This window comes from Mesorhizobium sp. M0296 (genome assembly GCF_040321675.1).
Classification (GTDB): domain Bacteria; phylum Pseudomonadota; class Alphaproteobacteria; order Rhizobiales; family Rhizobiaceae; genus Mesorhizobium.
On sequence record NZ_JAMYRZ010000010.1, the window covers coordinates 43,242 to 67,154 of the forward strand.

Genomic DNA, 23,913 nt, shown 5'->3' on the forward strand with positions numbered 1-23,913 from the left:
TTAGCGCGTTCCCGGTTCCGCCGCCTCGGTTTGGGCGGTGCAGGTGCCGGCGAGCTCGCCAATATGCGCCTTCCACTCCGGGGACTGGTCGTTGCTGTAGAGCCGGTCAAGCGAGGCTTCGCCCTGGAGAGTGTCCAGCATGCAGGCACAATAGCTGGAGCAGAACTCGGTGTCGCGTGCCTGCTCGCAGGATATCTGGCAGGATTTCAGAAAACGCACCTCCCTGGTTTCGGCCTGCGCCGGCGTGAATTGCGAAAACAGCCAGACCGAGCCGATCAGCACCGGCTGATGGATCAAATAGAAGGCAAGGCTGTGCCGGCCGATGAAGACCAGCGGATTTGCCCAGCGGCCAGGCGCCAAGGCCGACAGCCGCGTCAGCGCGCCGGAGGTGGCGGCGAGCTTGGTAACCGCGATGCCGGCAAGTACGGCGCCGAACCAGGGCAGCAGTGGAACGTAGTCGTTGGAGCGCGGGTTGGTCGCCGACAGGCCGACCCACCACAAAGCCGGATGATCGAAAAGCTCAGATCGCAGGTAGAAAGGCGCGGCAATGGCGAGGGCCGCCACGGCAAGCGTCAGTAGCGCCGGCAGGCGCAGGAACGCCAGGCCGAGCAGGCTGGCGAGCGCGATCTCGTGCAATATGCCGAAGAAGATGAAGCCGTCGGGCGTGGCGATGCGGGTGACCAGCGATATTGCGAGCGCTGCGCCGGCAACCGTGGCGAAGCGCTTCCAGAAGCCGGTCCAGCGGATTTTCTTGCCATGGGCGAGATAGAGGCTGATGCCGACCAGGAACAGGAAGCTCGAGGCGATGCAGCGCGCGTAGATTTTCCACCAGCCGAAGGCGGTGAGGCCGGGATCGGTGTAGCCGAAGAATTCGAGGTCCCAGGTGAAATGATAGCTCGCCATGGCAAGCAAAGCGATGCCGCGTGCAATGTCGATAACGGCGATGCGCTTCGACTTCGGTTGATCCTGAACGGCTGCGCTCGGCGTGTCGATGCTCATGGTCTCGCTGTCTTGGTTCAGCCCCGGCAAGACGACTATCACGGATGCCACCGTCAAAAGAAGCAGGGCCTTGCGTCGTGTTGGCGCCGGTCGGCATCAGAGCTGCTTTAGGCCAGAGCCGGAAAGCTTTTGGCCGGCGTGCTGGCGTTCTTCGGCCTGGGCGCGGTTTTCGCGACACTCGGCCTGCTGGCGGCGGCCTGCGGCTTCGTCACCTGGCGCTATCTGCCCAAATCGCTTTGATGTGCGAGCGCCGCATGGCGCTCGCGCACCCAGCTGTGGAAGCGGTGCAAGTCGTATTCCTCGGGCATCAGCACGCCGGCCTTGTGGCGCATCGAGCGCAGGCCCATCTGGTTGACCTCGCAGATATCAGCATCCTCCTCCAGCACCTGGGTACCGAAGGCGACAATGTTGTCGATATCCGCGGCCGGATCGGCGAGCGCTTCGCGTCGCGGCAGACGAGCAGCCAGTTGCGATACCAGATGGCCTCGAGATCGCGCTGATAGGCTGCGATGTCCCAATAGGCTGTTTGACGGCAGCGTCGGCTCGGGCCGCGTCAGGCCGTTGTAGGGATCGCTTGTTCGGGCTGGGTTGCATGCCGGCTTCCTCCCCACCGCCAGCCGACACCCGGCTGCGAAAATTGTCAATCGCGGCGCCGGTCTGCGAACTTGGCGAGGCGGCGCATTCGCCACACGATCCGGCGGAATTTGGTTTGCCGGGCGCGGCGATTCTGCCTATAGTCGCTGATGTCGTCGGTTCCGTTTGGAACCAAGAGGGAATGCGGTGCGGGCGAAATTGTTTGCCCAATGCCGCGGCTGCCCCCGCAACTGTGTGCGGTAGTCCTCTCCATATGCCACTGAAGGTTCGCCTTCGGGAAGGTGGGGAAGGGCGCTGATCCGCGAGCCAGGAGACCTGCCGGCGACAGGAAACTGACTTCTATGCCCTCGGGTGGAGGGCGAAAGGACAAGACATGAATACCGCTTCCGTTTCGCTCGGCGCTTCCGCCTCCTCGCAGTCGCGTCTCATGCAGCTGGCGCTTGCTGCATTCCTCGGCATTTTCGTCATGGGCTTTGTCGGCTTCTCGCATATCGATGCGGTCCACAATGCCGCGCACGACTATCGCCATTCGATGGGCTTTCCCTGCCACTGACAAGGGGCTGACATCATGACACTGTTTCGCAACGTCGTGTTCATCGCGGCGATCGCAGGGCTTGTGGCCGGCGTGGCTCTCGCCTGCATGCAAGCCTATGCCACGGTGCCGCTCATCCTGAAGGCGGAAATCTACGAACAGGCCGGCGGCGGCCATGACCATGCCGCGGCACCTGCGGCACCGGCCGAAAACGCCGCGGGCACGACGGCTATGAGCAGCGCCGCGCCGGCACCGGCTGAAGCAATGGCTCCGGCGGAAGGCGAAGGCTGGGCGCCGGCCGACGGTTTCGAACGCTTCGCCTTCAGCGTCGTTGCCAATATCGTCACCGGCATCGGCTTCGCGCTGGTCCTGGTCGCGGTTTCGGAATTCGCCGGCGGCATCGGCAACTGGCGCCAGGGCGTGTTCTGGGGGCTTGCCGGCTTTGCCGTGTTCACGCTGGCGCCGGGCCTCGGCCTGCCGCCGGAACTGCCGGCGATGCCGGCGGCCGACCTTGTCCAACGCCAGATATGGTGGTGGGCAACAGTGGTGGCGACAGCGGCCGGTCTCGGCCTTATCGTCTTCCGCAGATCGCTGCCGCTGGTGGCTCTTGCCGTGGCGTTGATCGTTGCGCCGCATATCGTCGGCGCGCCGCAGCCCGATAGCTTCGAAACGGCGATCCCGGAAGGCCTGCACCACCAGTTCTTGGTGGCGGTGACGCTGACCAATCTGGTGTTCTGGCTGGTGCTCGGCGCGGTCGTCGGCGTGGTGCGCGGACGCTTCACGGGCACGGCGACCAGCCTGCGCGACAGCTTTGCCTGACCGCGCTGCCGGGGCACTGACCCTGGTCATCGGCGGTGGGCGCTCCGGCAAGAGCGCGCATGCCGAGAGGCTGGTAACGGCCTGTCCGGCGCCGTGGAGCTATATTGCCACCGCGCAAGCCTATGACGAGGAGATGCGCCAGCGCATCGCGCTGCACCGCTCGCGGCGCGGCGCCGGCTGGACGACCATCGATGCGCCGCTCGACCTTGCCGGCGCGATCGGAGCGCTGCCTGACGGCCAGCCGGTGCTGATCGACTGCCTGACGCTGTGGCTGACCAACCATATGCTGGCCGACCATGATGTCGAGGCCGAATGCCGGAGGCTGGCCGATGTGTTGTCGCGGCCGCGTGGGCCGTGGTTCGTGGTGTCCAACGAGGTCGGCCAGGGCATCGTGCCGGACAATGCGCTGGCAAGACGGTTTCGCGACGCCGCCGGTCGGTTGAATCAGGATGTCGCGGCTGTTGCCAGCACCGTGCTTTTGATGGTGGCGGGGCTGCCGCTCAAGGTGAAATGACATGGCTGATACTGTCGATCCCAAGGACGAAGAACGCCACCGCGCCAAGATGGCCAAGCGCAAGGCGGTGCAGGACGCCGAGGTCGCGGCCAAGACGGTCGAGAAGGGGCTGCTGATCGTCAACACCGGACCGGGCAAGGGCAAGACCACGGCCGCCTTCGGGCTGGCGCTCAGGATGCTCGGCTATGGCAAGCGCGTCGGCGTCGTCCAGTTCATCAAGGGCAAGTGGCACACCGGCGAGAAGGACGCGTTTGCTAGTTTTGGCGATCGCGTCGTCTGGCACGCCATGGGCGAGGGCTTTACCTGGGAGACACAGGACCTGAAGCGCGACATCGCGGCGGCCGAGGCTGCCTGGGCGAAAGCGCTGGAGCTGATGGCCGAGCCGTCGATCAGCCTCGTGGTGCTCGACGAGCTGAACATCGCGCTGCGCTACGACTACCTCGATCTCGAAAAGGTGGTCGCGGCGCTGAAGGCGCGTCGCGAAGGCCTGCATGTCGTCGTCACCGGCCGCAACGCCAAACCGGTATTGGTCGAGGCGGCCGATCTGGTCACCGAGATGGGCGTGACCAAGCACCACTTCTCCGCCGGCGTGAAGGCGCAGCAGGGGATCGAGTTCTGAGGGGTGTTGCTGGGGAGGCAGAGGCGCGGTGTCTCGACCTCTCAAGATTTGGGTTCCTCGCCCGCCGCGAAGCGGGGGAGAGGTGGCCGCGAAGCGGCCGGAGAGGGGGCTTTCGTAGAGCGCGGTTCCCCTCTCCGTCTCGGCTTCGCCGAGCCACCTCTCCCCACTTTCGTGGGGCGAGGAACCCAAGCTGGAACTAAGCTGCGAACCTTCAAGGCTGAAGGCGCCCTATTTTGTTCTTGCTTTGTGCCGGCAGCTATGCTACTAATTTCGGTATGGTGCTAATTGGCTCCAACGACCCGTCGCTTGGCGGGTTTTTTGTTTCCGCTCGATCTCGAGCGCAGATCACGCCAAGATAACAACCACCGCGACCACGCCGAACAGCGCGATCAGCAGAAAATCGGCAGTCCGGTAGAGTTTCAGCGCCCGTCGGATGTCGGTGCTCTCGACATCATCGCGCCGGCCGCCTTCGCCCATCAATGCGTCTTCGACCATGACGCCGTCATAGGAACGGGGGCCGGCGAGCGCCAGGCCGAGCGCGCCGGCCATCGCTGCTTCCGGCCAGCCGGCATTGGGCGAGCGGTGTTTTTTCGCATCGCGCCGCACGGCGTGCCAGGCGCCGTTGGCGTCGGCGCCCTTGACCAGAAAAGCGGCGAGTACGATCAGCAGCGCCGTCAGCCGCGACGCCGGCAGATTGATCCAATCGTCGAAGCGCGCAGCCGCCCAGCCGAAGGCTTCGTGGCGCGGGGTGCGATGGCCGATCATCGAATCGGCGGTGTTGGCGGCCTTGTAGGCGACGCCGCCGGCGAGCCCGCCGATACCGAGCCAGAAGGCCGGAGCGACGACGCCGTCGGAGAAATTCTCGGCCAGGCTTTCGATCGCGGCGCGGCAGACAGCGGCCCTGTCGAGCTTTTCCGGGTCGCGACCGACGATCCGCGAGACGGCAATGCGGCCCATGTCCAGTCCGCCGCTGTCGAGGGCGTCGGCGACCGCTTCGACATGCTCGGCCAGGCTCTTCTGCGACAGCAGCGACGTCGCCAGGATTGCGGTAACCAACAAGCCGAGGGGAATGCTCCAAAGCAAGGTTTCGAGCCAGAGGGCGAGGGCGGCCGGCACCAGCACGATCACCAGCAGCGTGACGACGCCCCAGCCGCGACGGTGGGCGTCGGAATCAGTGGCGCGGTTGAGCCTGCGGTCGAGAAAGGATATCAGCCTGCCGAACCAGGTGACGGGATGGCCAATGGCATCGAAGAGCCGGGCCGGGTAGCCGAGTACAAGTTCGATGGCCAGCGACAGGAAAGTGATCAGGATCGGCATGAAGGCTCTTGATGGAGTGACGGCGGCAGTGGACCACGGCGGAAGCCTTGGCCGGGCGAGGGCGCTTTTCCCTCACGCGCCGCTGCCTTTCGTCGACCTCTCGACCGGGATTAATCCGCACTCCTACCCGCTTTTCGATTTGCCCGCCACCGCCCTGTCGCGATTGCCGGAAACAGCGCGCGGCCGCGACTTGGCTGAACGCGCGGCAAGCGCCTATGGCGCCCCGTCGGCGGCGAATGTCGCAGCGGCGCCCGGCACGCAGATCTTGTTGCCGCGCGTCGCTTCCCTGGTCAGCCCGGGCACGGCGCTGGTGCTCGGGCCGACTTATGCCGAGCATCGGCGGGCAGCGGCGATCGCCGGCCATGCGGCGGCTGAAGTCGATGATTTCGAAGCCCTGGCGGCGGCCGACCTTGCCGTCGTCGTCAACCCCAACAACCCGGACGGGCGTGTCGTCGAGCGCGAAAGATTGCTTCGACTTGCCGGGACATTACGAGCCAGAGGTGGGCTGCTGGTGGTCGACGAGGCTTTCATGGATGTCGGCCCGCGCAGCGAAAGCCTGGCCGGCGACGTCGACCAGGGCGGCATCGTCGTGCTGCGTTCGTTCGGCAAGTTCTTCGGCCTGGCCGGCCTGCGGCTTGGCTTTGCACTGGCCGATGCGCTGACGGTCGAGCGGCTGGAGGCGCAATTCGGGCCATGGGCGGTTGCCGGGCCGGCGCTCGAATATGGCATAAGGGCGCTTGCCGATACCGGCTGGCAGGCCGGGATGCGGCGCCGTCTGGCCGAGGATGCCGCACGGCTCGATACGCTGTTCGGCCGCTTCGGCGTGCCTGTCGCCGGTGGCACCGCGCTGTTCCGCTATATCAGGCTGGCGAACGCTGCCGGCCTGTTTTCGGCGCTTGGCCAGCGCGGCATCCTGCTTCGGCATTTCGCCGATCGTCCGGATGTGCTGCGCGCCGGCCTGCCGGGAGCCGACGAAGAATGGCGGCGGCTCGAATCCGCACTTGCCGGCTGGGCCTCGCGGCGCGACGATGATGCCAAGGGAGAAACGATCCAATGATCCATGTCTGCTCGCTGTCCAAAGTCGAGGAAACGGTAACGAAGACCGGGGCCGGCCGGCTGCTTTCGCTGCTTGCCGCCGGAACGGAGGTGATGCGACCGGCCTCGATCACCAGGGAAAACCATCTGCATCTGGTCATGCATGACATTGCGGTGGCGCAAGAGGGCATGACGATGCCGGGCGAGGAGCATGTTCTGAACCTGCTCGATTTCGCACGGCAATGGAATCGCTCGCGGCCGCTGGTGGTGCATTGCTATGCCGGCATCAGCCGCTCGACCGCCTCGGCCTACATCATCGCGGCAGCGCTGGCGCCGAAGCGCGACGAGGCCGAGTTGGCCGAGACGCTGCGCGCGCTGTCGCCCACGGCGACACCCAATCCTCGGCTGATCGCAATTGCCGACGCACTGCTCGATCGCAGAGGCCGGATGATCGAAGCGATCCAGGCGATCGGGCGCGGCGCGGATGCTTTCGAAGGCACGCCGTTCGAATTGAAAATCTGAGCCTAAAAACAAATTCCAGGAAAAGTGCGCAGGAGTTCTAGCACACGGCCAAGGGGCGAATGATGATCGGGAGAATTTTGGCCATGGTTGTTGGCGTGGTCTGCGCGACAGGCAGCGCCATGGCCGCGTCCATGCCGGCTCTCAAGTCGATCGACCTGGCAGCGCTCCAAGCCACTGTCGAGGGTTTGGCCAAGGAACTTATGCTGCCCGGTGCCATGGTTTTGCTCAAGACTCCGCGGGGCAACCTCGTCTTCGGCTACGGTACGACTGAACTGGGTGCCACGAACCCGCCGCGCGCCGATACCCACTTCCGTGCGGCCTCGAACACCAAGACGATGACCGCCGCTGTCATCGTGCAACTGGTGCAGGAAGGGAAACTGAGCTTCGCCGATCTGATCTCGAAATACGTCCAGCGCGTTCCCAACGGCGACGAGATAACCATTCGGCAGCTCATAACAATGCGGAGCGGCCTCCCTAACTTCACCAATGCGCCGGAACTTGCCGAAAGCCTGGACAAGTATCCTTACAGGGTATGGACCGCTGATGAAGTACTCGGCATGGCGTTCAAACGGCCGCCGGACTTCGCGCCGGGTGCCGAATTCGAGTACAACAACACCAACTACTATCTGCTCGGCCTTGTTGCCGAGAAGATCGACGGCAAGCCGCTCTCGACCATCTTCCGGGACCGCCTGTTCGGGCCGCTCGGCATGAAGAACACCGCGTTGCCGCCGAGCACGTCGAACGCCATCCCCGAGCCATACTCAAACGGCTATCTCTACGGCAGTACTTCATACGCCCTGGCTGATGTGCCCTATCCGGACGACCTCCAGGCTGCGGCCAGGGCGGGAACGCTCAAGCCCAACGACGACACATGGCAGAACCCGTCCGCCTACTTTGCGGCTGGCGGAGTCATCTCCACCGCGGATGACCTCGCGACCTGGATGCGCGCGCTGGTCGGGGGCAAGCTCTTCAATGCCGACTTCCAGCGGCAGTGGCTTGCAAGCCCTGAGGCGCCGGAGCCTGGCGAACCCGCCATGCAAAAATATGGCTATGGCATCCTAACGCTGACCTTCGGGCCTAACGAAATCTACTATCACGAAGGCGAGATGCCCGGTTACCAGTCCTTCATGGGCTACGATCCGGCCAATGACGTCACCCTGGTCATATGGACCAACCTGACTCTCGCGCTCGACGGCCAGGCGACTGCCAACACCTTGATGGTGAAGATACTGGACGAAATCTACACGGTGTCGCCGCTTCAAGAGGTGAAGTGAGGATCCTCGCGCGCGAATGGGATCGCCCCTCGTGAGCGAGGCCTGAGCTGGTGGGATCAAACACCTACGCCAACCAATCCGCCAGCTTTGCCTTGCTCACGTCCCTCAGCAGGCCGATGAAGCCGTCGGCCTGATGTTCGGCGGTCAGCCGGCCTTTTTCGGCGGTGGCAATGCTGGCGTCGCCGACCACGCCATTCGGGTTGAGATCGCTGGCGATCCAGGCGAAGGCGTGCGTTCCGGTGTGGCGCAGCAGCGAAAATTCCTTTTCGGCGCGGGCGACCTTGGACACGAAATTGTCGGCCTTCCCCATATCGACGAGGTCGGGCCGGAAGTGCAGCATCAGCGAGGTCTCGACGTCGCCGCCATGAATGCCGTGGCGGTCCTCGATCTCGGTGTACATGCCGGCCGGCCGGCCAAAACGCTGCCAGCTGGTCTTTACCGCCAGCATTTTTGCCCGCACGCGCAATTCGCGGGTGATAATGCCCATGATCTCCTCATTGCCGCCATGCGAGTTGACGACAATCAGTTTTCGGACGCCGGCGCGCGCGACCGACAGGCCAAGTTCGGTCCACGCCTCGACCAAGGTCGTCGCCGGCAAAGTGAGGGTGCCGGGCGCATGCAAATGCTCGTTCGACTTGCCTACCGCCTGGACCGGCAGGATGCGGATGTCGAGATCGCCGGGCAGGCGCGCGATCACCGTGTCGAGCATGCCGTTCATGATCGAGGTGTCGGTCGAGACCGGCAGATGCGGCCCGTGCTGCTCGATCGCCGCCAGCGGCAGAACGGCAATGGTCGCCTCAGGATCGACGGTCGCGTATTCGGTGGTCCGGTAGTCACCCCACCATACGCGTTTTTTTGCAGCGGTCATGTCATGCCTCTTGAACCGACAAGCCCAGACCTAACGCGGGAACGATCGGCTGTCGATCATCCCGCCGCAATGACCTCGATCTCGACCTTGAATTCCGGCCGGGCAAAACCGGACACGATCATCAGCGTCGAGGCCGGCGCCGGGCTGGCGAACAGCCGGTCGCGAACCTCCATATAGGGGCGCAGGAAGGCGCGGTCGGTGACATAGGTGTTGATGCGGACGATGTCGGACAGGCCGAGCCCGGCCTCGCCGAGAATCGCCGATATGTTCCGGAAACAAAGCTCGGCCTGTGCGGCGGCCTCCTCGGGGATCTGGTCGTCCGGGGTGATTGCGACCTGGCCCGAACACAGCACCAGCCGCTTGCCGGGCGGCAGTTCGACGCCATGGCTGTAGCGGGCGAAGGGCGGCTTGATCGACTTCGGCGTGAGAAATTTGAACATGGCAATCTCCGTTCACGGCAGCCTAAAGCGGGATCGATGCGGGCATCAAGATGGCGGTGCATGTCACGAGGGCGATTGTGGACAGGCGATCAAAAAATAGGCACGATGCCTTTCGTACAGCATGACCCGTCCGGCCTTCGCGCCGCCATTGCTCAGGCGGGCATTGCACAAGCGGGCGGTCCCGGCGCAACGCGCCGGTGGCATGTGTCTTGCTTCTTGAAACAATGGTGTCGAGCCCGGCGCGTGACGCGCCGGAGCGAACAAAGGGTGGTGTGGATGTACGGAAAACTCAAGATTTCGGCGGGCGTGATCGTGCTGCTTGGCGCAGGCACGCTTGCCGCGGCAGCGAACGAAAAAGTCACCTTCGGCACCAACTGGCTGGCTGAGCCGGAGCATGGGGGTTACTACCAGGCCGTGGCGGACGGCACCTATGCGGCCTGCGGCATCGACGTGACGATCATGCAGGGCGGCCCACAGGTCAGCGGCCGGCCGCTGCTGCTGGCCGGCAAGATCGATTTTTACATGGGCGGCAATCTGCTGTCGGCCTTCGATGCCGTGCAGCAAGGCATACCGATGCGCGTCGTGGCGGCCGACTTCCAGAAGGACCCGCAGGTCATCATGTCCCATCCCGGGCAGGGGCTGGACAAATGGGAAGACCTGAAGAACGCCGAGCAGTACATCCTTGGCGATGAAGGTGCGCAGACCTTCTTCCAGTGGATGGTCACCGACCTCGGCTTCGACGCCGCCAAGCGCGCGCCCTACACCTTCAATCCGGCGCCGTTCATCGCCAACAAGAAGTCGATCCAGCAGGGTTACGTCACCTCGGAGCCATTCGCCGTCCAGAAGCAGGGCGGTTTCACGCCGAACCAGTTCCTGCTGGCCGACTATGGCTGGGACACATATGCAACGACGGTCGAGACCATGCAGGAGACGGTCGACAAGCGGCCCGAGGTGGTCCAGTGCTTCGTCGATGGCTCGGCCAAAGGCTGGTACAATTATCTCTACGGCGACAACAAGGCCGCCAACGAGATGATCAAGAAGGAAAATCCGGACATGACGGATGAGCAGATCGCCTTCTCGATCGAGCAGCTAAAGAAGTTCGGCGTGGTCGATTCCGGCGACAGCGAAAAGCTCGGCATCGGCGCCATGACCGATGCGCGCATCCAGAGTTTCTATGACAAGATGGTCAAGGCCAAGGTCACGCCGGCGGGCATCGACATCAAGAAGGCCTACACGCTGGCCTTCGTCAACAAGAGCGTCGGGCTCGACCTGAAGAAGTAGGCCGTGAAGCTGGAGAAAGTGGCGCAACAGCCAGGAAGTATACCAGGGCCGACGCTGTTGGCGCTGCGCGGTGTCGGCAAGGTGTTTTCCAACGGCGTCACCGCGCTCAGCAATGTCGAGCTGACGATCCGGGAAGGCGATTTCCTCAGCCTGCTCGGGCCGTCGGGCTGCGGCAAATCGACGGCGCTGCGGCTGATTGCCGGCCTGTCGACGCCGACCTCGGGCGTGCTCGACTGGCGCGGCAGCGGCGCCCTCGAGCGGTTGAATATCGGCGACCGTTCAAATATCGGCTTCGTCTTCCAGGAGCCGACGCTGCTGCCCTGGGCCGACGTCTTCGACAATGTCTGGCTGCCGCTGCGGCTGAAGGGCGTGTCGCGTGCCAAGGCGGCGCCGGCGGTGATGGAGATGCTGGCGCGGGTTCACCTGACCGGCTTCGAGAAGGCGGTGCCGCGCGAACTGTCGGGCGGCATGAAGATGCGCGTCTCTATCGCCCGCGCCATGGTAACCAAGCCGCGCATTCTGTTGATGGACGAGCCGTTCGCCGCACTCGACGAGATCACCCGCTTCAAGCTCAACAACGACCTTCTCGAGCTATGGCAGGATGAGCGTTTTACCGTCGTTTTCGTCACCCACAGCGTCTTCGAAAGCGTATTCCTCTCCAACCGGATCGTCGTCATGGCGGCGCGGCCGGGCCGGGTGTTTGCCGAGCTTGCCGTCGATGCATCCTATCCGCGCGACGAGGCGTTTCGCACCTCGCCCGACTATGCCGCGCTCTGCCGCCAGGCATCCGACGTGCTGATCGGCGCCATCAACTCAACTGCCGGACCGCATCATGACGGCCATTGAAGAACAGATCCCGGCGCTCGACCCGGAGGAGGCGCGCCGCGTCCGCCAGGAGCGCTTCGAGCGCATCGGCAGATGGCTGCTGCCGCTGGCGATCATGATCCTGGCCATCTGGCTGTGGGACCGCATTTGTGTCTGGAACGACATTCCGAAATACATCCTGCCGCGCCCCGGCGTGGTGCTGCAAACGCTGCACGACGATGCCGGGCTGCTGTTCTCCTCGCTGCTGGTGACACTCAGGATCACCTTCTTGAGCCTGCTTCTCGCCGTGGTCGGCGGTGTCGGGCTGGCAGTGCTGTTCGCTCAGTCGAAATGGGTGGAGATGTCGTTCTTTCCCTTCGCCATCGTGCTGCAGGTGACGCCGATCGTCGCGATCTTTCCGCTGATCAATATCTATGTCGACAACCAGACGACGAAGCTTTTGCTTTGCGCCTGGATCGTCGCCTTCTTCCCGATCCTCTCCAACACCACGCTCGGCCTCAATTCCGTCGACCGCAATTTGCGCGACATGTTCAAGCTCAACGGTGCGACCCGCTGGCAGCAATTGCGCTATCTGCGGCTGCCGGCGGCGATGCCTTATTTCCTCGGCGGGCTGAAGATCGCCGGCGGCCTGTCGCTGATCGGCGCGGTGGTGGCCGAGTTCGTCGCCGGCGCCACCGGCCAGTCGTCCGGCCTCGCCTCGCGCATCATCGAGGCCGGCTACAGGCTCAACGCACCAAGACTGTTCGCGGCGCTGATCCTGATCTCGCTCACCGGCATCCTGATCTTCCTGGTGCTGTCGCTGATTTCGCATCTTATTTTGCGGCGCTGGCACGAGAGCGCGCTGAGGCAGGAGCGGTGATGGTGGGCAGCGCCAGCACCCTCCTCTGTCCTGCCGGACATCTCCCCCTCAAGGGGGGAGATTGGATGCTATCCAGGATTTCGCTAATCGCCAACGTTGCAAGACGAGCGCCATGGGCGAGGCTGCCAATCTCCCCCCTTGAGGGGGAGATGCCAAGTAGTGGTAAAGAGGGCAGGACAGAGGGGGGTACGCCTTGATACCAGCTTCTGGTTCCTACCATCTCGCCAAGGTTCGGCTTCACGCCTCCCTGACGCCCGGCCTTGCCGCTCCTTCCGACGCCGACGGTTTTGCACTCGCAGATATCGCGGTCGCCGACGGCAGGATTTCCAGCATTGCGGCGCATCGATCCAACGCACCGGCGGACGCCCTCGATCTCGGCGGCCGCATCGTGCTGCCGTGCTTCGTCGATTGCCACACCCATATCGACAAGGGCCATATCTGGCCTCGAAAGCCCAACCCGGACGGCACCTTCATGGGCGCGCTGAACGCAACGGGCGCCGACCGCGCGGCGCGCTGGAGCGCCGCCGACGTTGCCCGCCGCATGGATTTTTCGCTGCGCTGCGCCTACGCGCACGGCACCAGGGCGCTGCGCACGCATCTCGACAGCGTCGCGCCGCAGGAAGAGATCTCCTGGCCGGTGTTCGAGACGATGCGGGAGAAATGGCGCGGCCGCATCGAGCTGCAGGCGGCCTGCCTGCTCGGCATCGAAGGCGTGCGCGACAGGAAATGGTTTGAGAGGCTGGCCAAGCGGGTGGCTGCCGCCAAGGGCGTGCTCGGCGTCGTCACCTATATGGTGCCGGACCTCGAAGAACTGCTCGACCAGGTGTTTGCGCAGGCAATCAAGCATGGCCTCGACCTCGATTTCCATGCCGACGAGACCGACGATGTCTCTGCGATCTCGCTGAAGAAAATCGCCGAAGCCGCCCTTTGGAACGGTTTTGACGGGAACATCCTGATCGGCCATTGCTGCTCGCTGGCACGCCAGCCCGATCTCGACGTGCTCGACACGCTGGATAAGGTCGCCAAGGCCGGCTTGGCGGTGGTGTCGCTGCCGATGTGCAATCTCTATCTGCAGGACCGGCGAGGCGACAGGACAACGCCGCGCTGGCGCGGGGTGACGCTGCTGCACGAGATGAAGGCGCGCGGCATTGCCGTCGCCGTCGCCTCCGACAATACGCGCGACCCGTTCTACGCCTATGGCGATCTCGACATGCTGGAGGTCTATCGCATGGCGACGCGCATCCTGCATCTAGACCATCCCGTCGCGGACTGGCCGCAAGCTGTCACCGCAACGCCGGCCAAGGTGATGCGGCTCGATGGTTTCGGCACGCTTGCCGCCGGAGCGCCGGCCGATTTCGTCGTCTTCAGGGGGCGAAGCTGGACGGAATTGCTGTCGCGGCCCGAATCGGATCGCATCGTCGTGCGCGACGGCCGGGCGATCGAGCGCCAGCTGCCCGATTATGCCGAACTCGATGATCTGATGGTGGAATGATGGATATTGCCGCGCTCAAGCGCGACCTGGACGGTTTGAAGATCGACGACCATCCGGCGATCGTCCAGCAGAAGAGCCGCGATTTCTACTGGTACAGCCCGGTGCTGAAGCAGCAGCTCGAGCACGTCACCGGCGACCTGATCGTGACGCCGAAAACCGAAGACGAGGTCGTCCGCATTCTCGCCGCCTGTCACCGGCATGGCGTGCCGGTGACGCCGCGCGGCAGTGGCACCGGCAATTACGGGCAGGCGATGCCGCTGTCCGGCGGCGTGGTGCTCAATCTCGCCGAAATGAACGCGGTCAAGACGATCGCCCCCGGCCGTGTCGTCACCGGCCCCGGCGCCGTGCTCGCCGACATCGACAGAGCGACGCGGGCGCATTCCGGCCAGGAGCTCCGCATGTCGCCGTCGACCTACAACACCGCATCGATCGGCGGCTTCGTCGCCGGCGGCTCCGGCGGTATCGGCTCGATCCGCTGGGGCGGACTGCGCGACCTCGGCAACGTCATCCGGCTGAGGACCGTGACGATGGAGGCACAGCCGCGGGTCATGGAGCTCACCGGCGAGGACGTGCTGAAGGTGATGCACGCCTACGGCACCAACGGCATCATCACCGAAGTCGAGATGCCGCTGACCGCCAGCTATGACTGGATCGACGTCATCGTCGGCTTCGACGATTTCATGGATGCGGCCGGCTTCGGCAACGATCTCGCCATCCAGGACGGCATCCTGGCGAAACTGATCACACCGATCGCAGCACCCATCCCCTACGATTACCTCAAGCGCCACCAGCGGTTTTTCCGGCGCGGCCAAAGCATCGTCGTCCTGATGATCGCGCCGCATGCGATGGATGCTTTCCTTGCCTTCACGGCGCGCAGCAAGGGCGAGATCGTCTTTCGTGCCGACAAGGAGGCCGATCTCAAAGGGCTGCCGCCGGCCTATGAGCTGACCTGGAACCACACGACGCTGCGTGCCATCCGGGTCGATCCGACGATCACCTATCTGCAGACCCGCTATCCGTCGCCGGACCACCTCGGCCACGTCAAGGCGATGGTCGACCGCTTCGGCGACGAGGTGCCGGCGCATCTCGAGTTCATCCGCTTCGACGGCGCCATCGGCATCGCCGGGCTGCCGCTGGTCCGCTTCACCACGGCGGAGCGGCTCGACGAGATCATCCGCATCCACGAGGACAATGGCTGCTGGATCTTCAACCCGCACCGCTACACGCTGGAAGAAGGCGGCATGAAGCGGACGGATGAAGTGCAACTGGCTTTCAAGCGCGAGACCGACCCGCAAGGGCTGCTCAATCCCGGCAAGATGATCGCCTGGGAGAACCCGGACTATGATTATCGCTCGGGCAAGTCGTTCCTGTTCAAGGGACTGGAGAAGGCGGGTTGAGACGATGACGGGCGTGTGGCGCTGTACCCCCCTCTGGCCTGCCCTCTTTGCCACCACTTGGCATCTCCCCCTCAAGGGGGGAGATCGGCAGTTCCATCGTCTCGACCATCTTCCAACGTCGTCAACTGGCGAAAGCGATACTGACAGCCGATCTCCCCACTTGAGGGGGAGATGCCCGGCAGGGCAGAGGGGGGTGCTTGGTGCCGACTTGCGAGATGTTCTCCTGTGAACGTCCTGGTCCTCTATGCTCATCCTGTGGAGACCAGCTTCAACGCCGATCTGCACCGGACGATCATCGAGCGGCTGAAGGCCGCCGGCCATGTCGTCGACGACTGCGATCTCTATGCCGAGGGTTTCGATCCCAGGCTGACGCGGGCCGAACGGCTGTCCTATCACGACGAACGCAGCGAAGGCGATCCGGCGTCAGCCTATGTCGAGCGCCTTCTGCGGGCCGAGGCGCTGGTGCTGTCGTTTCCGGTGTGGAACTTCGGCTATCCGGCCATTTTGAAAGGCTTTTTCGATCGCGTCTTCCTGCCCGGCGTGTCGTTCAAGCTGGTCGACGGCAAGGTGCAGCCGTCGCTGCACAACATCCGCAAGGTGGTCGCGGTCACGACCTATGGCGGCAGCCGGTTCCGAGCCATGCTGATGGGTGACCCGCCGCGCAAGCTGGTCAATCGGGTGCTGCGTGCGACGATCAAGCCCGGCGGGTCGGTCTCCTACCTTGCGCATTACTCGATGAACCTGTCGACCGAGGGCAGTCGGACGAGGTTCGTGGCGAAAGTCGCGGCCAGGATCGACGCGTTCTGAGGTGCGCTACATCCGCACCCGTTCCGACTTCGGATCGTACATCGGCTTGAGCGAGGCCTCGGCGGCAAAGCGCTCGCCGGCGATCTCGATCTCGTAGGACGACGACAGGACATCCGCCTCGCTCTCGCCCTTGCAAGGCACGTAACCAAGCCCGATCGCACCGCCGAGATGATGGCCGTAATTGCCCGAGGTGATCGGGCCGACGATCGTGCCGTCGCGCAGGATCGCCTCATTGTGGAAGAGCAGGGGCTCGGGGTCGTTCAGGCGGAACTGCACCAGCCGCCGGTTCAATCCGCTTTCTTTCTTCCTCAGCACGGCATCGCGGCCAAGAAAATCGCCCTTGGCCGTCTTCACTGCGAAGCCAAGGCCGGCCTCCAGCACATTGTCCTCGTCGTTGATGTCGTGGCCGAAATGCCGGAACGCCTTCTCGATGCGGCAGGAATCCAGCGTGTGCAGGCCGCATAGTTTTAGCCCGACATCGGTGCCTGCCTCCGCGATCGCGTCGAAGACATGGGCAGCCTGGTCGGTCGAGACATAAAGCTCCCAGCCGAGTTCGCCGACATAGGTGACGCGGTGAGCGCGGGCCAGGCCCATGCCGATCTCGATCTCCTGAAACGTGCCGAACGGATTGTTGTTATTAGAGAAATCATTCGGGCTGACCTTTTGGATCAGCTTCCTCGAATCCGGGCCCATCAGGCAAAGCACCGCTTCGGCAGCGGTCACATCGGTGATGACGACGAACTCGTCGGCAAGATGTTTTCTCAGCCAGGCCAGGTCGCGTTGCAGCGTGGCGCCGGGCACGACGAGGAAGAAGGCGGTTTCGGACAGTCGCGAGACGGTGAGGTCGCTCTCGATGCCGCCGCGCTGGTTGAGCATCTGGGTGTAGACGATCTTGCCCGGCGCCACGTCCACGTCGTTGGCGCAGAGCCTTTGCAGGAAGGCGCAGGCATCGCGGCCTTCGACACGGATCTTGCCGAACGAAGTCATGTCGAACAGGCCGACGCCGTTCCTGATCGCAAGATGTTCCTCGCGCTGGTTGTCGAACCAGTTCTGCCGCTTCCAGGAATAGCGGTATTCGCGCTCCTGGCCGGGCCTAGCGAACCAGTTCGCGCGCTCCCAACCGGCGACCTCGCCGAACACCGCGCCGCTTGCCTTCAGATGTTCGTGCAGCGGCGAGCGCCTTATGTTCCGCGAGGTCGCCATCTGCCGGTAGGGGAAATGATCGGCGTAGAGCAGGCCGAGCGTTTCGGAGACGCGCTCCTTGAGATAGCGGCGGTTCTTCTGGAACGGCTGGGCGCGGCGGATGTCGACCTCCCAGAGGTCGAAGGGCGCCTCGCCGTCATTGATCCATTGCGCCAGCGCCATGCCGGCGCCGCCGGAGGAGACGATGCCGATCGAATTGTAGCCGGTCGCCATCCAATAGCCGGAAAGCTCCGGCGCCTCGCCGAGATAATAGCGGTCGTCGGGGGTAAAACTCTCGGGGCCGTTGAAGAAGGTGTGGATGCCGGCGGTGGCCAGCATCGGCATGCGGTTGACGCCCATTTCCAGGATCGGCTCGAAATGGTCCATGTCCTGCGGCAACTGGTCGAAGCAGAAATCCTCGCTTATGCCGTTCATGCCCCAGGGCTTGGCCACCGGCTCGAAAGCGCCGAGCATCATCTTGCCGGCATCTTCCTTGTAGTAGGCGCACTCGTCCGGCACGCGCAGCACCGGCAAGCGGGAAAGCCCGGGGATCGGTTCCGTGACGAGATAGAAATGTTCGCAGGCGTGCAACGGGATGGTGACGCCGTTCCGGGCGCCAAGTTCGCGTGCCCACATGCCGGCGCAGTTGACGACGATATCGGCCTCGATCAGGCCTTGCTCGTCGCCCTGCGCCCAGGAAACGCCGGTGACGCGGCCGGCCCTGGTATGCACCTTGGTCACCTTGACGTTCTCGACGATCGTCGCACCGCGCTGGCGCGCGCCCTTGGCCAACGCCATGGCGATATTGGCCGGGTCGCACTGACCGTCGAGCGGCAGATGCACGGCGCCGACCACATCGGAAACATTGAGATGCGGGTACATCTGCTTGACTTCGTTGGGCGAAATCTCGCGCACGTCGATATCGAAGGCGCGGGCGAGAGATGCCTGCCGATAGATCTCGTGCTTGCGCTCCTCGGTCAGCGCCACCGTGATCGAGCCGACCTGGCGCATGCCGGTGCCGACATCGGTCTCGGCCTCCAGCTTGACGTAGAGGTCGGCCGAGTACTTCGCCAGCCGCGTCATGTTCTGCGAGCCGCGCAGCTGGCCGATCAGGCCGGCGGCGTGCCATGTCGTGCCCGACGTCAGCTGCTTGCGCTCGAGCAGCACGATATCGGTCCAGCCGAGCTTGGCCAGATGATAGGCGACCGAGCAGCCGGAGACGCCGCCACCGATGATGACCGCCCTCGCTTTGGGAGGAATGGCCTTGGTCGGAATGGTTTTGGTGGGCGAGGCGTTCATGCGGCCTCGCGACCATAGCTGGAGGCGAAGCGGCGCAGGCGCGTGGCAGCCTCCATCAGTACCGGCTCAGGCTGGCAGAGGCTGAAGCGGATGTGGCCGGCGGCGGCCTCGCCGAAGCTTGAGCCGGGCATGACGCCGACATTTTCCTGGTCGAGGAAGGCCCAGGCGAATTTTTCGTCGTCCGGCTCGATCGCCGATATGTCGAGCATGACGTACATGCCGCCTTCGGAGCCGCGCACGGTGATGTTGTTCATACCGCGCATGGCATCGAGGACGACGGTGCGCCTCGCGGCGTAGCGCTCGGCGATTTCCTTGACGCCGTAGCCATTTTCGAGCGCCTCGGCGCAGGCGAGGCTGATGAAGGCCGGCAGGCCGTAGGTCATCACCAGATTGAGGTCGGTCAACAGCGAGACCATTGATTCCGGCCCGGTCAGCCAGCCCATGCGCCAGCCGGTCATGCCGTGGCTCTTGGACATCGAATTGATGACCAGCGTGCGTTCCGCCATGCAGGGCAGCGAGCGTGGTGAGACGTGCTCGCCGCCGCCCAGCGTCCAGTAGACCTCGTCCGACAGCAGCCAGAGGTCATGTTCGCGGCAGATCTGCGCCAGCTCTTCCAGGCGCTCGCGCGAATAGACGGCGCCCGTGGGATTGTTGGGCGTGTTGATCAGGATGGCGCGGGTGTTCGGCCGAAGGGCAGCGCGGATATCGGCGGCGCGCGGCTGAAAGCCATCCTCGGCGGGGGTCTCGACGACGCTGAACTCGGCGCCCGCCGCACTGAAGGTGTTGGGATAGGTGGCGTAATAGGGCGCGACGACGATGGCATGGTCGCCCTGGTCGAGAACCGCTTGTATGGCCGCGTAAAGCGCGGCCTGCCCGCCCGGGGTGGCGATGACCTGGTCGGGATTTGTCGCAACCCCGGTGCACCGCGTCGAGGCCGCCGCCATCGCCTTGCGCAGGCGCGAAACGCCGGCAAGCGGGGTGTAGTGGTGATTGCTGGCGCGAACCGCCGTCACGCAGGCTTCGATCGTCTCGCTCGGCGTGTCGAAATCATGGTCGCCGACCGACAGCATGATGATGTCCTCGCCGGCCTGCTTGCGCGCCCAGGCAGCGGAATGAACCTCCCAGCCATCCTTGCCCGAAGGCACGATGCCGGAAATGCGCGAAGATGGTCTGGGCATTATGCTGCTCCCGAAATTTCATAACCGGCCTGTTCGAGCCGGTCGCGCAGCGCGGCGATGTGGGCCGGTCCGACTTCGCAGCAGCCGCCGACGATGCCGGCGCCGGCCTCGACCCAATCGACCGCCTGGCCGGCATAGGCATCCGGATCGAGGTCGTGGCGGGCGTGCAGCACTTCCACCGTACCGCCATGCTTGAGCGCCTCAATCGAGGTGAAGCCGTTGGCATAAGCGCCGACCGGACCGCCGAGAGCGATCAGTTCGGGCAGCGCTGCAGCGATCGCTTCGGGCCGGCAGCAATTGATCAGCCGGGCCGCGACGGGCAGGCCGGCAAGAGCGCCCGACGCCGCCGCAATGGCTTCGCCGCTGCGCAGGCGCGGCGTGCCGTGGTCGGCAAGCGTCCACGACACCCATACGGGCTTGCCGCTTTCCGACGCCGCGGTGACGGCGGCGCGCGCCTCTTCGGCCGACGCCATGGTTTCGCACAGAAACAGATCGACGCCGTCCGCCTGCTCGGCAACGATACGGCGATAGATGTCGAGCGTATCCTGAAAGGATATCGTCAGCGCCGGCGCATAGCTGCCGAACAGCGGCGACAGGCAGCCGGCGATCGCCGCGTCGCCGGCCTGGTCGCGGGCTTGCCTTGCCAGTTCGATGCCGCGCTTCTGCAGCGGCTTGAACAGCTCTTGCGCGCCTTCGCGTGCCAGCCGCTCCGGCGTGGCTGAATAGGTGTTGATGGTGATGACGCGGGCGCCGGCGCGGATGAATTCCGCATGCAGGTCGCGCACCAGATCCGGTTCGTCGATCAGCACCCTGGCCGACCACAGCGGCGTCGGCTCGGAACTGCTACGGCGGACCAGCTCTTGGCCCATGCCGCCATCGGTGAGGATGACTTTCTTCATGCTCTGAGCCTCTCGTTCTTTGGATCCCATAACGGCTCATCCTTCTGCACGACCGCCCTGAAGCGTTCGCCGAAGATCTCGACCTCGACCGCGGTTCCCGGCTCGGTGAGGTCGGCGCGCAGCATGCCGAGCGCGATCGACTTGTCGATGCGATGACCCCAGCCGCCGGACGTCGTCTCGCCGACGATCCCGCCGTCATGCCAAAGCGTCGACATGGTGGGCGCGTCGCAATCGCCGGGGTTTTCGACGACCAGCGTGACGAAGCGCTTCTTGATGCCCTGCTGCTTCTCGTTCTGCAGCGCCGCCTTGCCGCGGAAGTCGGGCTTATCCCATCTGACGAAGCGCTCCAGCCCGCCCTGCAGGATCGAATAGTCGGTCGACAGGTCACCCTTCCAGGTGCGGTAACCTTTTTCGAGCCGGAGCGAATCCAGCGCGTACATGCCGAACGGTTTTAGTCTATGCCTCCTCCCAGCCGCCCAGACGGCGTCGAAGATGGCTGCGGTATCGTCGACCTTGCTGTGGATTTCCCAGCCGAGCTCGCCCGCGAAGGACACGCGCACCAGCTTTGCCCAACGTCCGGCGATACTGGTTTCCTGATGCGTCAGCCAGGGCAGGGTGAGGTCGGCCGCGCAGAGTTCGGCGAGGATTTTTCGCGAGTTGGGGCCGGCGAGGATCTGGGTGGAGTATTCCTCCGTCCGGTCGACCAGCTTGAATGTGGCGTCCTTTGGGATGCGCGATTTCAGCCATTCGAAATCATGCCACTGAGCCACAGCGGCGGTGATCAGCGTCATCAGGTTCTCGTCGTGGCGGACCACCGACATTTCGGTGACGATGCGGCCCTTGTCGTCGGCAAAATAGACGAGGCCGATGCGGCCAGGTTTCGGCACCAGGCCTGTCACCTGGAGGCTCAGCCATTCGGCGGCACCCGGACCGTCGAGATTGAAACGGGAAAACCCCGGCAGGTCCAGAATGCCGGCGGCATCGCGGACGGCGAGGCATTCCTCGCGCACACGATGTTGCCACGGTCCGTCGCGGCGGAAGGTCAGCATGGATTCTTCGGAGATGTCGTCGCCTGGCTTCGCATACCAGGTGGCGCGTTCCCAGCCATTATAGGCGTCGAACCGGGCGCCGAGTGCCTTGATGCGGTCGTGGAGCGGCGACAGCTTGCGGTCGCGCCCGGCCGGCCAGGCATGGCGCGGGAACTGGATGGCATATTCGTTGCCGTAGATCTCCATGCCCTTGGCGACGCAATAATCCGGGGCCGAGGCAAAGGCGGTGAAACGGCGTGGATCGCAGGACCACATGTCCCATTCGGTCTGGCCTTCGGTCACCCACTCGGCCAGCACCTTGCCGGCGCCGCCGCCCTGGGCGATGCCGAAGGTGAAGACGCAGGCCTCGAAGGCGTTGGGCACGCCGGGCATCGGCCCGATCAGAGGGTTGCCGTCCGGCGCATAGGGGATCGGCCCGTTGATGACCTTGGACAGGCCGGCGGTGCCGAGGATCGGCACGCGGGCGACAGCATCGGCCAGGTAATGTTCTAGCCGATCGAGATCGTCGGGAAACAGCTGGAAGGAAAAGTCGTCGGGCATCGGGTCGTTGTGGCCGACCCAGTGGGCGCGGCAATTGCGCTCATAGGGGCCGAGATTCATGCCGTTCTTTTCCTGGCGCAGATAATAGGACGTATCGACGTCGCGCAGCAGCGGCAGCTTCTTGCCCTGTTCCTTCGACCACGCCGCCAGTTCGGGGATTTCCTCGAACAGGATATATTGATGGCTCATCACCATCATTGGCACCTCGCGGCCGAACATCCTGCCGACTTCGGCGGCGCGGTAGCCGGCGGCGTTGACGACGATCTCGCAGCGGATCTCGCCTTGCGCCGTCTCGACCACCCACTCGTGATTGTCTCGGCTCACGCCGGTGACCGGACAGAAGCGGATGATCTTCGCGCCCATGTCGCGCGCGCCCTTGGCCAGTGCCTGGGTCAACTGCGCGGGGTCGATATCGCCATCATTCGGATCGTAGAGCGCGCCTTTCAGCTCATGCGTCTCGATGAAGGGGTAACGGCGCTTGATCTCGTCGAGCCCGACCACGTCGATATCCATGCTCTGGTAGCGGCCCATGCCCTTGGCGCGCTGGAATTCCTGCATGCGCTCCGCGCTATGGGCCAGCCTGAGCGAGCCGGTGACGTGGTAGTTCATGGGATAGCGGACCTCGTCGGCCAGCCGGCGATAGAGCTCGGTCGAATAACGCTGCATGTTCATCAGCGACCATGACGAGGAGAAAGTCGGCACGTTGCCGGCGGCATGCCAGGTCGAGCCGGAGGTCAGCTCGTTCTTCTCCAGAAGCACGCAGTCGGTCCAGCCCGCCTTGGCGAGATGGTAGAGCGAGGAGGCGCCGACGGCACCACCTCCGATGATCACAACGCGTGCCGTGGTCGGCAAACCGGCCATGTTCTTCTCCGACTATTTGTTTTGATGCATGTCGTTGTCCCAAAACCGCCACGCACTTTTGGGCGACATGCATTCGTTCAATAGACGGGCGGCGAAACCACCCAGATGACGACAGCCGGCTCGGCTCCAGGATTGCGCCAGCGGAACGGCTTGCCGTCGAAGCGGAAGGAGTCGCCTTCGCCAAGCCGGTGCCAGATGCCAGCAATTTCGATGTCGAAGCTGCCCGAAGCGACGTAGCCGGCTTCCTCGGTCGGCCGGCGCGCCTCGGCCTTCATCTCGGCACCCGGAGCGAAGACCGAACGCAGCATCTCGAAGCTACCGCCGAGATCGGGCGACAGAAGCTCCTCCACCAGGCCAGAATCGCTTGTGCCAAGTGTGCGCCGGCTGCCGGCGCGCACGACCACGCCGCGTTCGGTCTCGACAGGCACGTCATGGCTGAAGAACAGGCTGACCGGCACGCCGAACAATTCGGCGAAGGCCCTGAGATCGCCGAGCGACGGGACCGACAGACCGCGCTCGACCTGGCTGACCCAGCCGACGGAACGGCCGAGCTTCAGTGCGATTTCAGCAAGCGTCAGGCCGCGCGCCTTGCGCAACGCGCGGATGTCGCCGGCCAGCAGCCGTTCGCCGCTGTCCTGTTCCGATCTGGCGGCGGTTGAGGGCAAAGCCATCCCTGTCTCGGTGAAAAATTCCCAGCAAATTTCATTTGAT

General features: G+C 64.3%; 23 protein-coding genes and 1 riboswitch. Of the genes, 13 read left to right on the forward strand and 10 right to left on the reverse strand.

The features are described 5' to 3' along the window. Together NKI97_RS12175 and NKI97_RS12180 are read right to left on the reverse strand one after the other, a co-directional pair. Window positions 1-999 (reverse strand): heparan-alpha-glucosaminide N-acetyltransferase, encoded by a 999-nt coding sequence (locus NKI97_RS12175; RefSeq protein WP_352834249.1) that lies wholly within the window; start codon window positions 997-999, stop codon window positions 1-3. Between the two features lie 218 nt (window positions 1,000-1,217). Next, the gene (locus tag NKI97_RS12180) at window positions 1,218-1,643 is read right to left on the reverse strand and encodes an SRPBCC family protein (RefSeq protein ID WP_352834252.1); all 426 of its coding nucleotides are present in this window, start codon (window positions 1,641-1,643) and stop codon (window positions 1,218-1,220) included. 89 nt (window positions 1,644-1,732) lie between these two features. Further along, window positions 1,733-1,930, forward strand: a riboswitch (cobalamin riboswitch). Between the two features lie 36 nt (window positions 1,931-1,966). Here NKI97_RS12180 and NKI97_RS12185 point away from each other — a divergent pair. From NKI97_RS12185 to cobO, 4 genes are read left to right on the forward strand one after another with little or no spacing between them, the layout of a single operon-like run. Continuing rightward, entirely contained in the window at window positions 1,967-2,146 is a 180-nt protein-coding gene (locus NKI97_RS12185) for a CbtB domain-containing protein (protein WP_023676561.1), read from the forward strand. A 15-nt stretch (window positions 2,147-2,161) separates the two neighbouring features. Beyond that, window positions 2,162-2,944 (forward strand): CbtA family protein, encoded by a 783-nt coding sequence (locus tag NKI97_RS12190; RefSeq protein WP_352834255.1) that lies wholly within the window; start codon window positions 2,162-2,164, stop codon window positions 2,942-2,944. Further along, window positions 2,937-3,458, forward strand: coding sequence for a bifunctional adenosylcobinamide kinase/adenosylcobinamide-phosphate guanylyltransferase (cobU, locus tag NKI97_RS12195; protein WP_352834258.1), 522 nt, complete (start codon window positions 2,937-2,939; stop codon window positions 3,456-3,458). The genes NKI97_RS12190 and cobU overlap by 8 nt, the downstream gene beginning before the upstream one ends. Window position 3,459: 1 nt before the next feature. Beyond that, on the forward strand, window positions 3,460-4,077 hold the full coding sequence (gene cobO / locus NKI97_RS12200) for a cob(I)yrinic acid a,c-diamide adenosyltransferase (RefSeq protein WP_352747859.1): 618 nt from the start codon (window positions 3,460-3,462) through the stop codon (window positions 4,075-4,077). Window positions 4,078-4,422: 345 nt separating this feature from the next. Here the strand turns inward: cobO and cbiB are convergent, their stop codons facing one another. Next, on the reverse strand, window positions 4,423-5,394 hold the full coding sequence (cbiB, locus tag NKI97_RS12205) for an adenosylcobinamide-phosphate synthase CbiB (RefSeq protein WP_352834261.1): 972 nt from the start codon (window positions 5,392-5,394) through the stop codon (window positions 4,423-4,425). Between cbiB and cobD the strand changes: the two genes are divergently transcribed. The 3 genes from cobD to NKI97_RS12220 all read left to right on the forward strand — a co-directional run bounded on the left by cobD (window position 5,393) and on the right by NKI97_RS12220 (window position 8,225). After that, the gene (cobD, locus tag NKI97_RS12210) at window positions 5,393-6,451 is read left to right on the forward strand and encodes a threonine-phosphate decarboxylase CobD (RefSeq protein ID WP_352834264.1); all 1,059 of its coding nucleotides are present in this window, start codon (window positions 5,393-5,395) and stop codon (window positions 6,449-6,451) included. The genes cbiB and cobD overlap by 2 nt on opposite strands. Then, window positions 6,448-6,951: a tyrosine phosphatase family protein gene (locus NKI97_RS12215; RefSeq protein WP_352742316.1), complete on the forward strand. Its 504-nt coding sequence runs from the start codon at window positions 6,448-6,450 to the stop codon at window positions 6,949-6,951. The genes cobD and NKI97_RS12215 overlap by 4 nt, the downstream gene beginning before the upstream one ends. Window positions 6,952-7,070: 119 nt before the next feature. After that, window positions 7,071-8,225, forward strand: coding sequence for a serine hydrolase domain-containing protein (locus NKI97_RS12220; RefSeq protein ID WP_352834267.1), 1,155 nt, complete (start codon window positions 7,071-7,073; stop codon window positions 8,223-8,225). Between the two features lie 64 nt (window positions 8,226-8,289). On the opposite strand, the gene NKI97_RS12225 is transcribed toward NKI97_RS12220, so the two are convergent. Next, window positions 8,290-9,093, reverse strand: coding sequence for a creatininase family protein (locus NKI97_RS12225; protein WP_352834270.1), 804 nt, complete (start codon window positions 9,091-9,093; stop codon window positions 8,290-8,292). A 56-nt stretch (window positions 9,094-9,149) separates the two neighbouring features. After that, window positions 9,150-9,533, reverse strand: a complete 384-nt coding sequence (locus NKI97_RS12230) for a RidA family protein (protein WP_352679907.1) — start codon at window positions 9,531-9,533, stop codon at window positions 9,150-9,152. 276 nt (window positions 9,534-9,809) lie between these two features. Between NKI97_RS12230 and NKI97_RS12235 the strand changes: the two genes are divergently transcribed. The 6 genes from NKI97_RS12235 to NKI97_RS12260 all read left to right on the forward strand — a co-directional run bounded on the left by NKI97_RS12235 (window position 9,810) and on the right by NKI97_RS12260 (window position 16,194). Continuing rightward, complete coding sequence (locus NKI97_RS12235; protein ID WP_352834273.1) at window positions 9,810-10,814, forward strand: ABC transporter substrate-binding protein; 1,005 nt, start codon at window positions 9,810-9,812, stop codon at window positions 10,812-10,814. 3 nt (window positions 10,815-10,817) lie between these two features. Next, a complete protein-coding gene (locus tag NKI97_RS12240) occupies window positions 10,818-11,660 on the forward strand; it encodes an ABC transporter ATP-binding protein (RefSeq protein ID WP_352679913.1) in 843 nt (280 codons plus the stop codon). Continuing rightward, window positions 11,647-12,498, forward strand: coding sequence for an ABC transporter permease (locus NKI97_RS12245; RefSeq protein WP_352587607.1), 852 nt, complete (start codon window positions 11,647-11,649; stop codon window positions 12,496-12,498). Before NKI97_RS12240 ends, NKI97_RS12245 begins: the two co-directional genes overlap by 14 nt. A gap of 193 nt (window positions 12,499-12,691) precedes the next feature. Beyond that, entirely contained in the window at window positions 12,692-13,990 is a 1,299-nt protein-coding gene (locus tag NKI97_RS12250; protein WP_352834275.1) for a cytosine deaminase, read from the forward strand. Next, window positions 13,987-15,387 (forward strand): FAD-binding oxidoreductase, encoded by a 1,401-nt coding sequence (locus NKI97_RS12255; protein ID WP_502907099.1) that lies wholly within the window; start codon window positions 13,987-13,989, stop codon window positions 15,385-15,387. The genes NKI97_RS12250 and NKI97_RS12255 overlap by 4 nt, the downstream gene beginning before the upstream one ends. Before the next feature lie 225 nt (window positions 15,388-15,612). Further along, window positions 15,613-16,194 (forward strand): NAD(P)H-dependent oxidoreductase, encoded by a 582-nt coding sequence (locus NKI97_RS12260; RefSeq protein ID WP_352834278.1) that lies wholly within the window; start codon window positions 15,613-15,615, stop codon window positions 16,192-16,194. A 6-nt stretch (window positions 16,195-16,200) separates the two neighbouring features. On the opposite strand, the gene NKI97_RS12265 is transcribed toward NKI97_RS12260, so the two are convergent. The 5 genes from NKI97_RS12265 to NKI97_RS12285 all read right to left on the reverse strand — a co-directional run bounded on the left by NKI97_RS12265 (window position 16,201) and on the right by NKI97_RS12285 (window position 23,873). Continuing rightward, window positions 16,201-18,675: a GcvT family protein gene (locus NKI97_RS12265; protein ID WP_352834281.1), complete on the reverse strand. Its 2,475-nt coding sequence runs from the start codon at window positions 18,673-18,675 to the stop codon at window positions 16,201-16,203. Next, window positions 18,672-19,853, reverse strand: a complete 1,182-nt coding sequence (locus NKI97_RS12270) for a pyridoxal phosphate-dependent aminotransferase (protein ID WP_352452125.1) — start codon at window positions 19,851-19,853, stop codon at window positions 18,672-18,674. The genes NKI97_RS12265 and NKI97_RS12270 overlap by 4 nt, the downstream gene beginning before the upstream one ends. Then, window positions 19,853-20,752 carry a homocysteine S-methyltransferase family protein gene (locus NKI97_RS12275; protein ID WP_352834284.1) on the reverse strand — a complete coding sequence of 300 codons (900 nt, stop codon included), beginning with the start codon at window positions 20,750-20,752 and terminating at the stop codon, window positions 19,853-19,855. The genes NKI97_RS12270 and NKI97_RS12275 overlap by 1 nt, the downstream gene beginning before the upstream one ends. After that, the gene (locus tag NKI97_RS12280; protein ID WP_352834287.1) at window positions 20,749-23,202 is read right to left on the reverse strand and encodes a GcvT family protein; all 2,454 of its coding nucleotides are present in this window, start codon (window positions 23,200-23,202) and stop codon (window positions 20,749-20,751) included. Before NKI97_RS12280 ends, NKI97_RS12275 begins: the two co-directional genes overlap by 4 nt. Before the next feature lie 77 nt (window positions 23,203-23,279). Further along, entirely contained in the window at window positions 23,280-23,873 is a 594-nt protein-coding gene (locus NKI97_RS12285; RefSeq protein WP_352834290.1) for a helix-turn-helix domain-containing protein, read from the reverse strand. Between the last annotated feature and the right edge of the window lie 40 nt (window positions 23,874-23,913).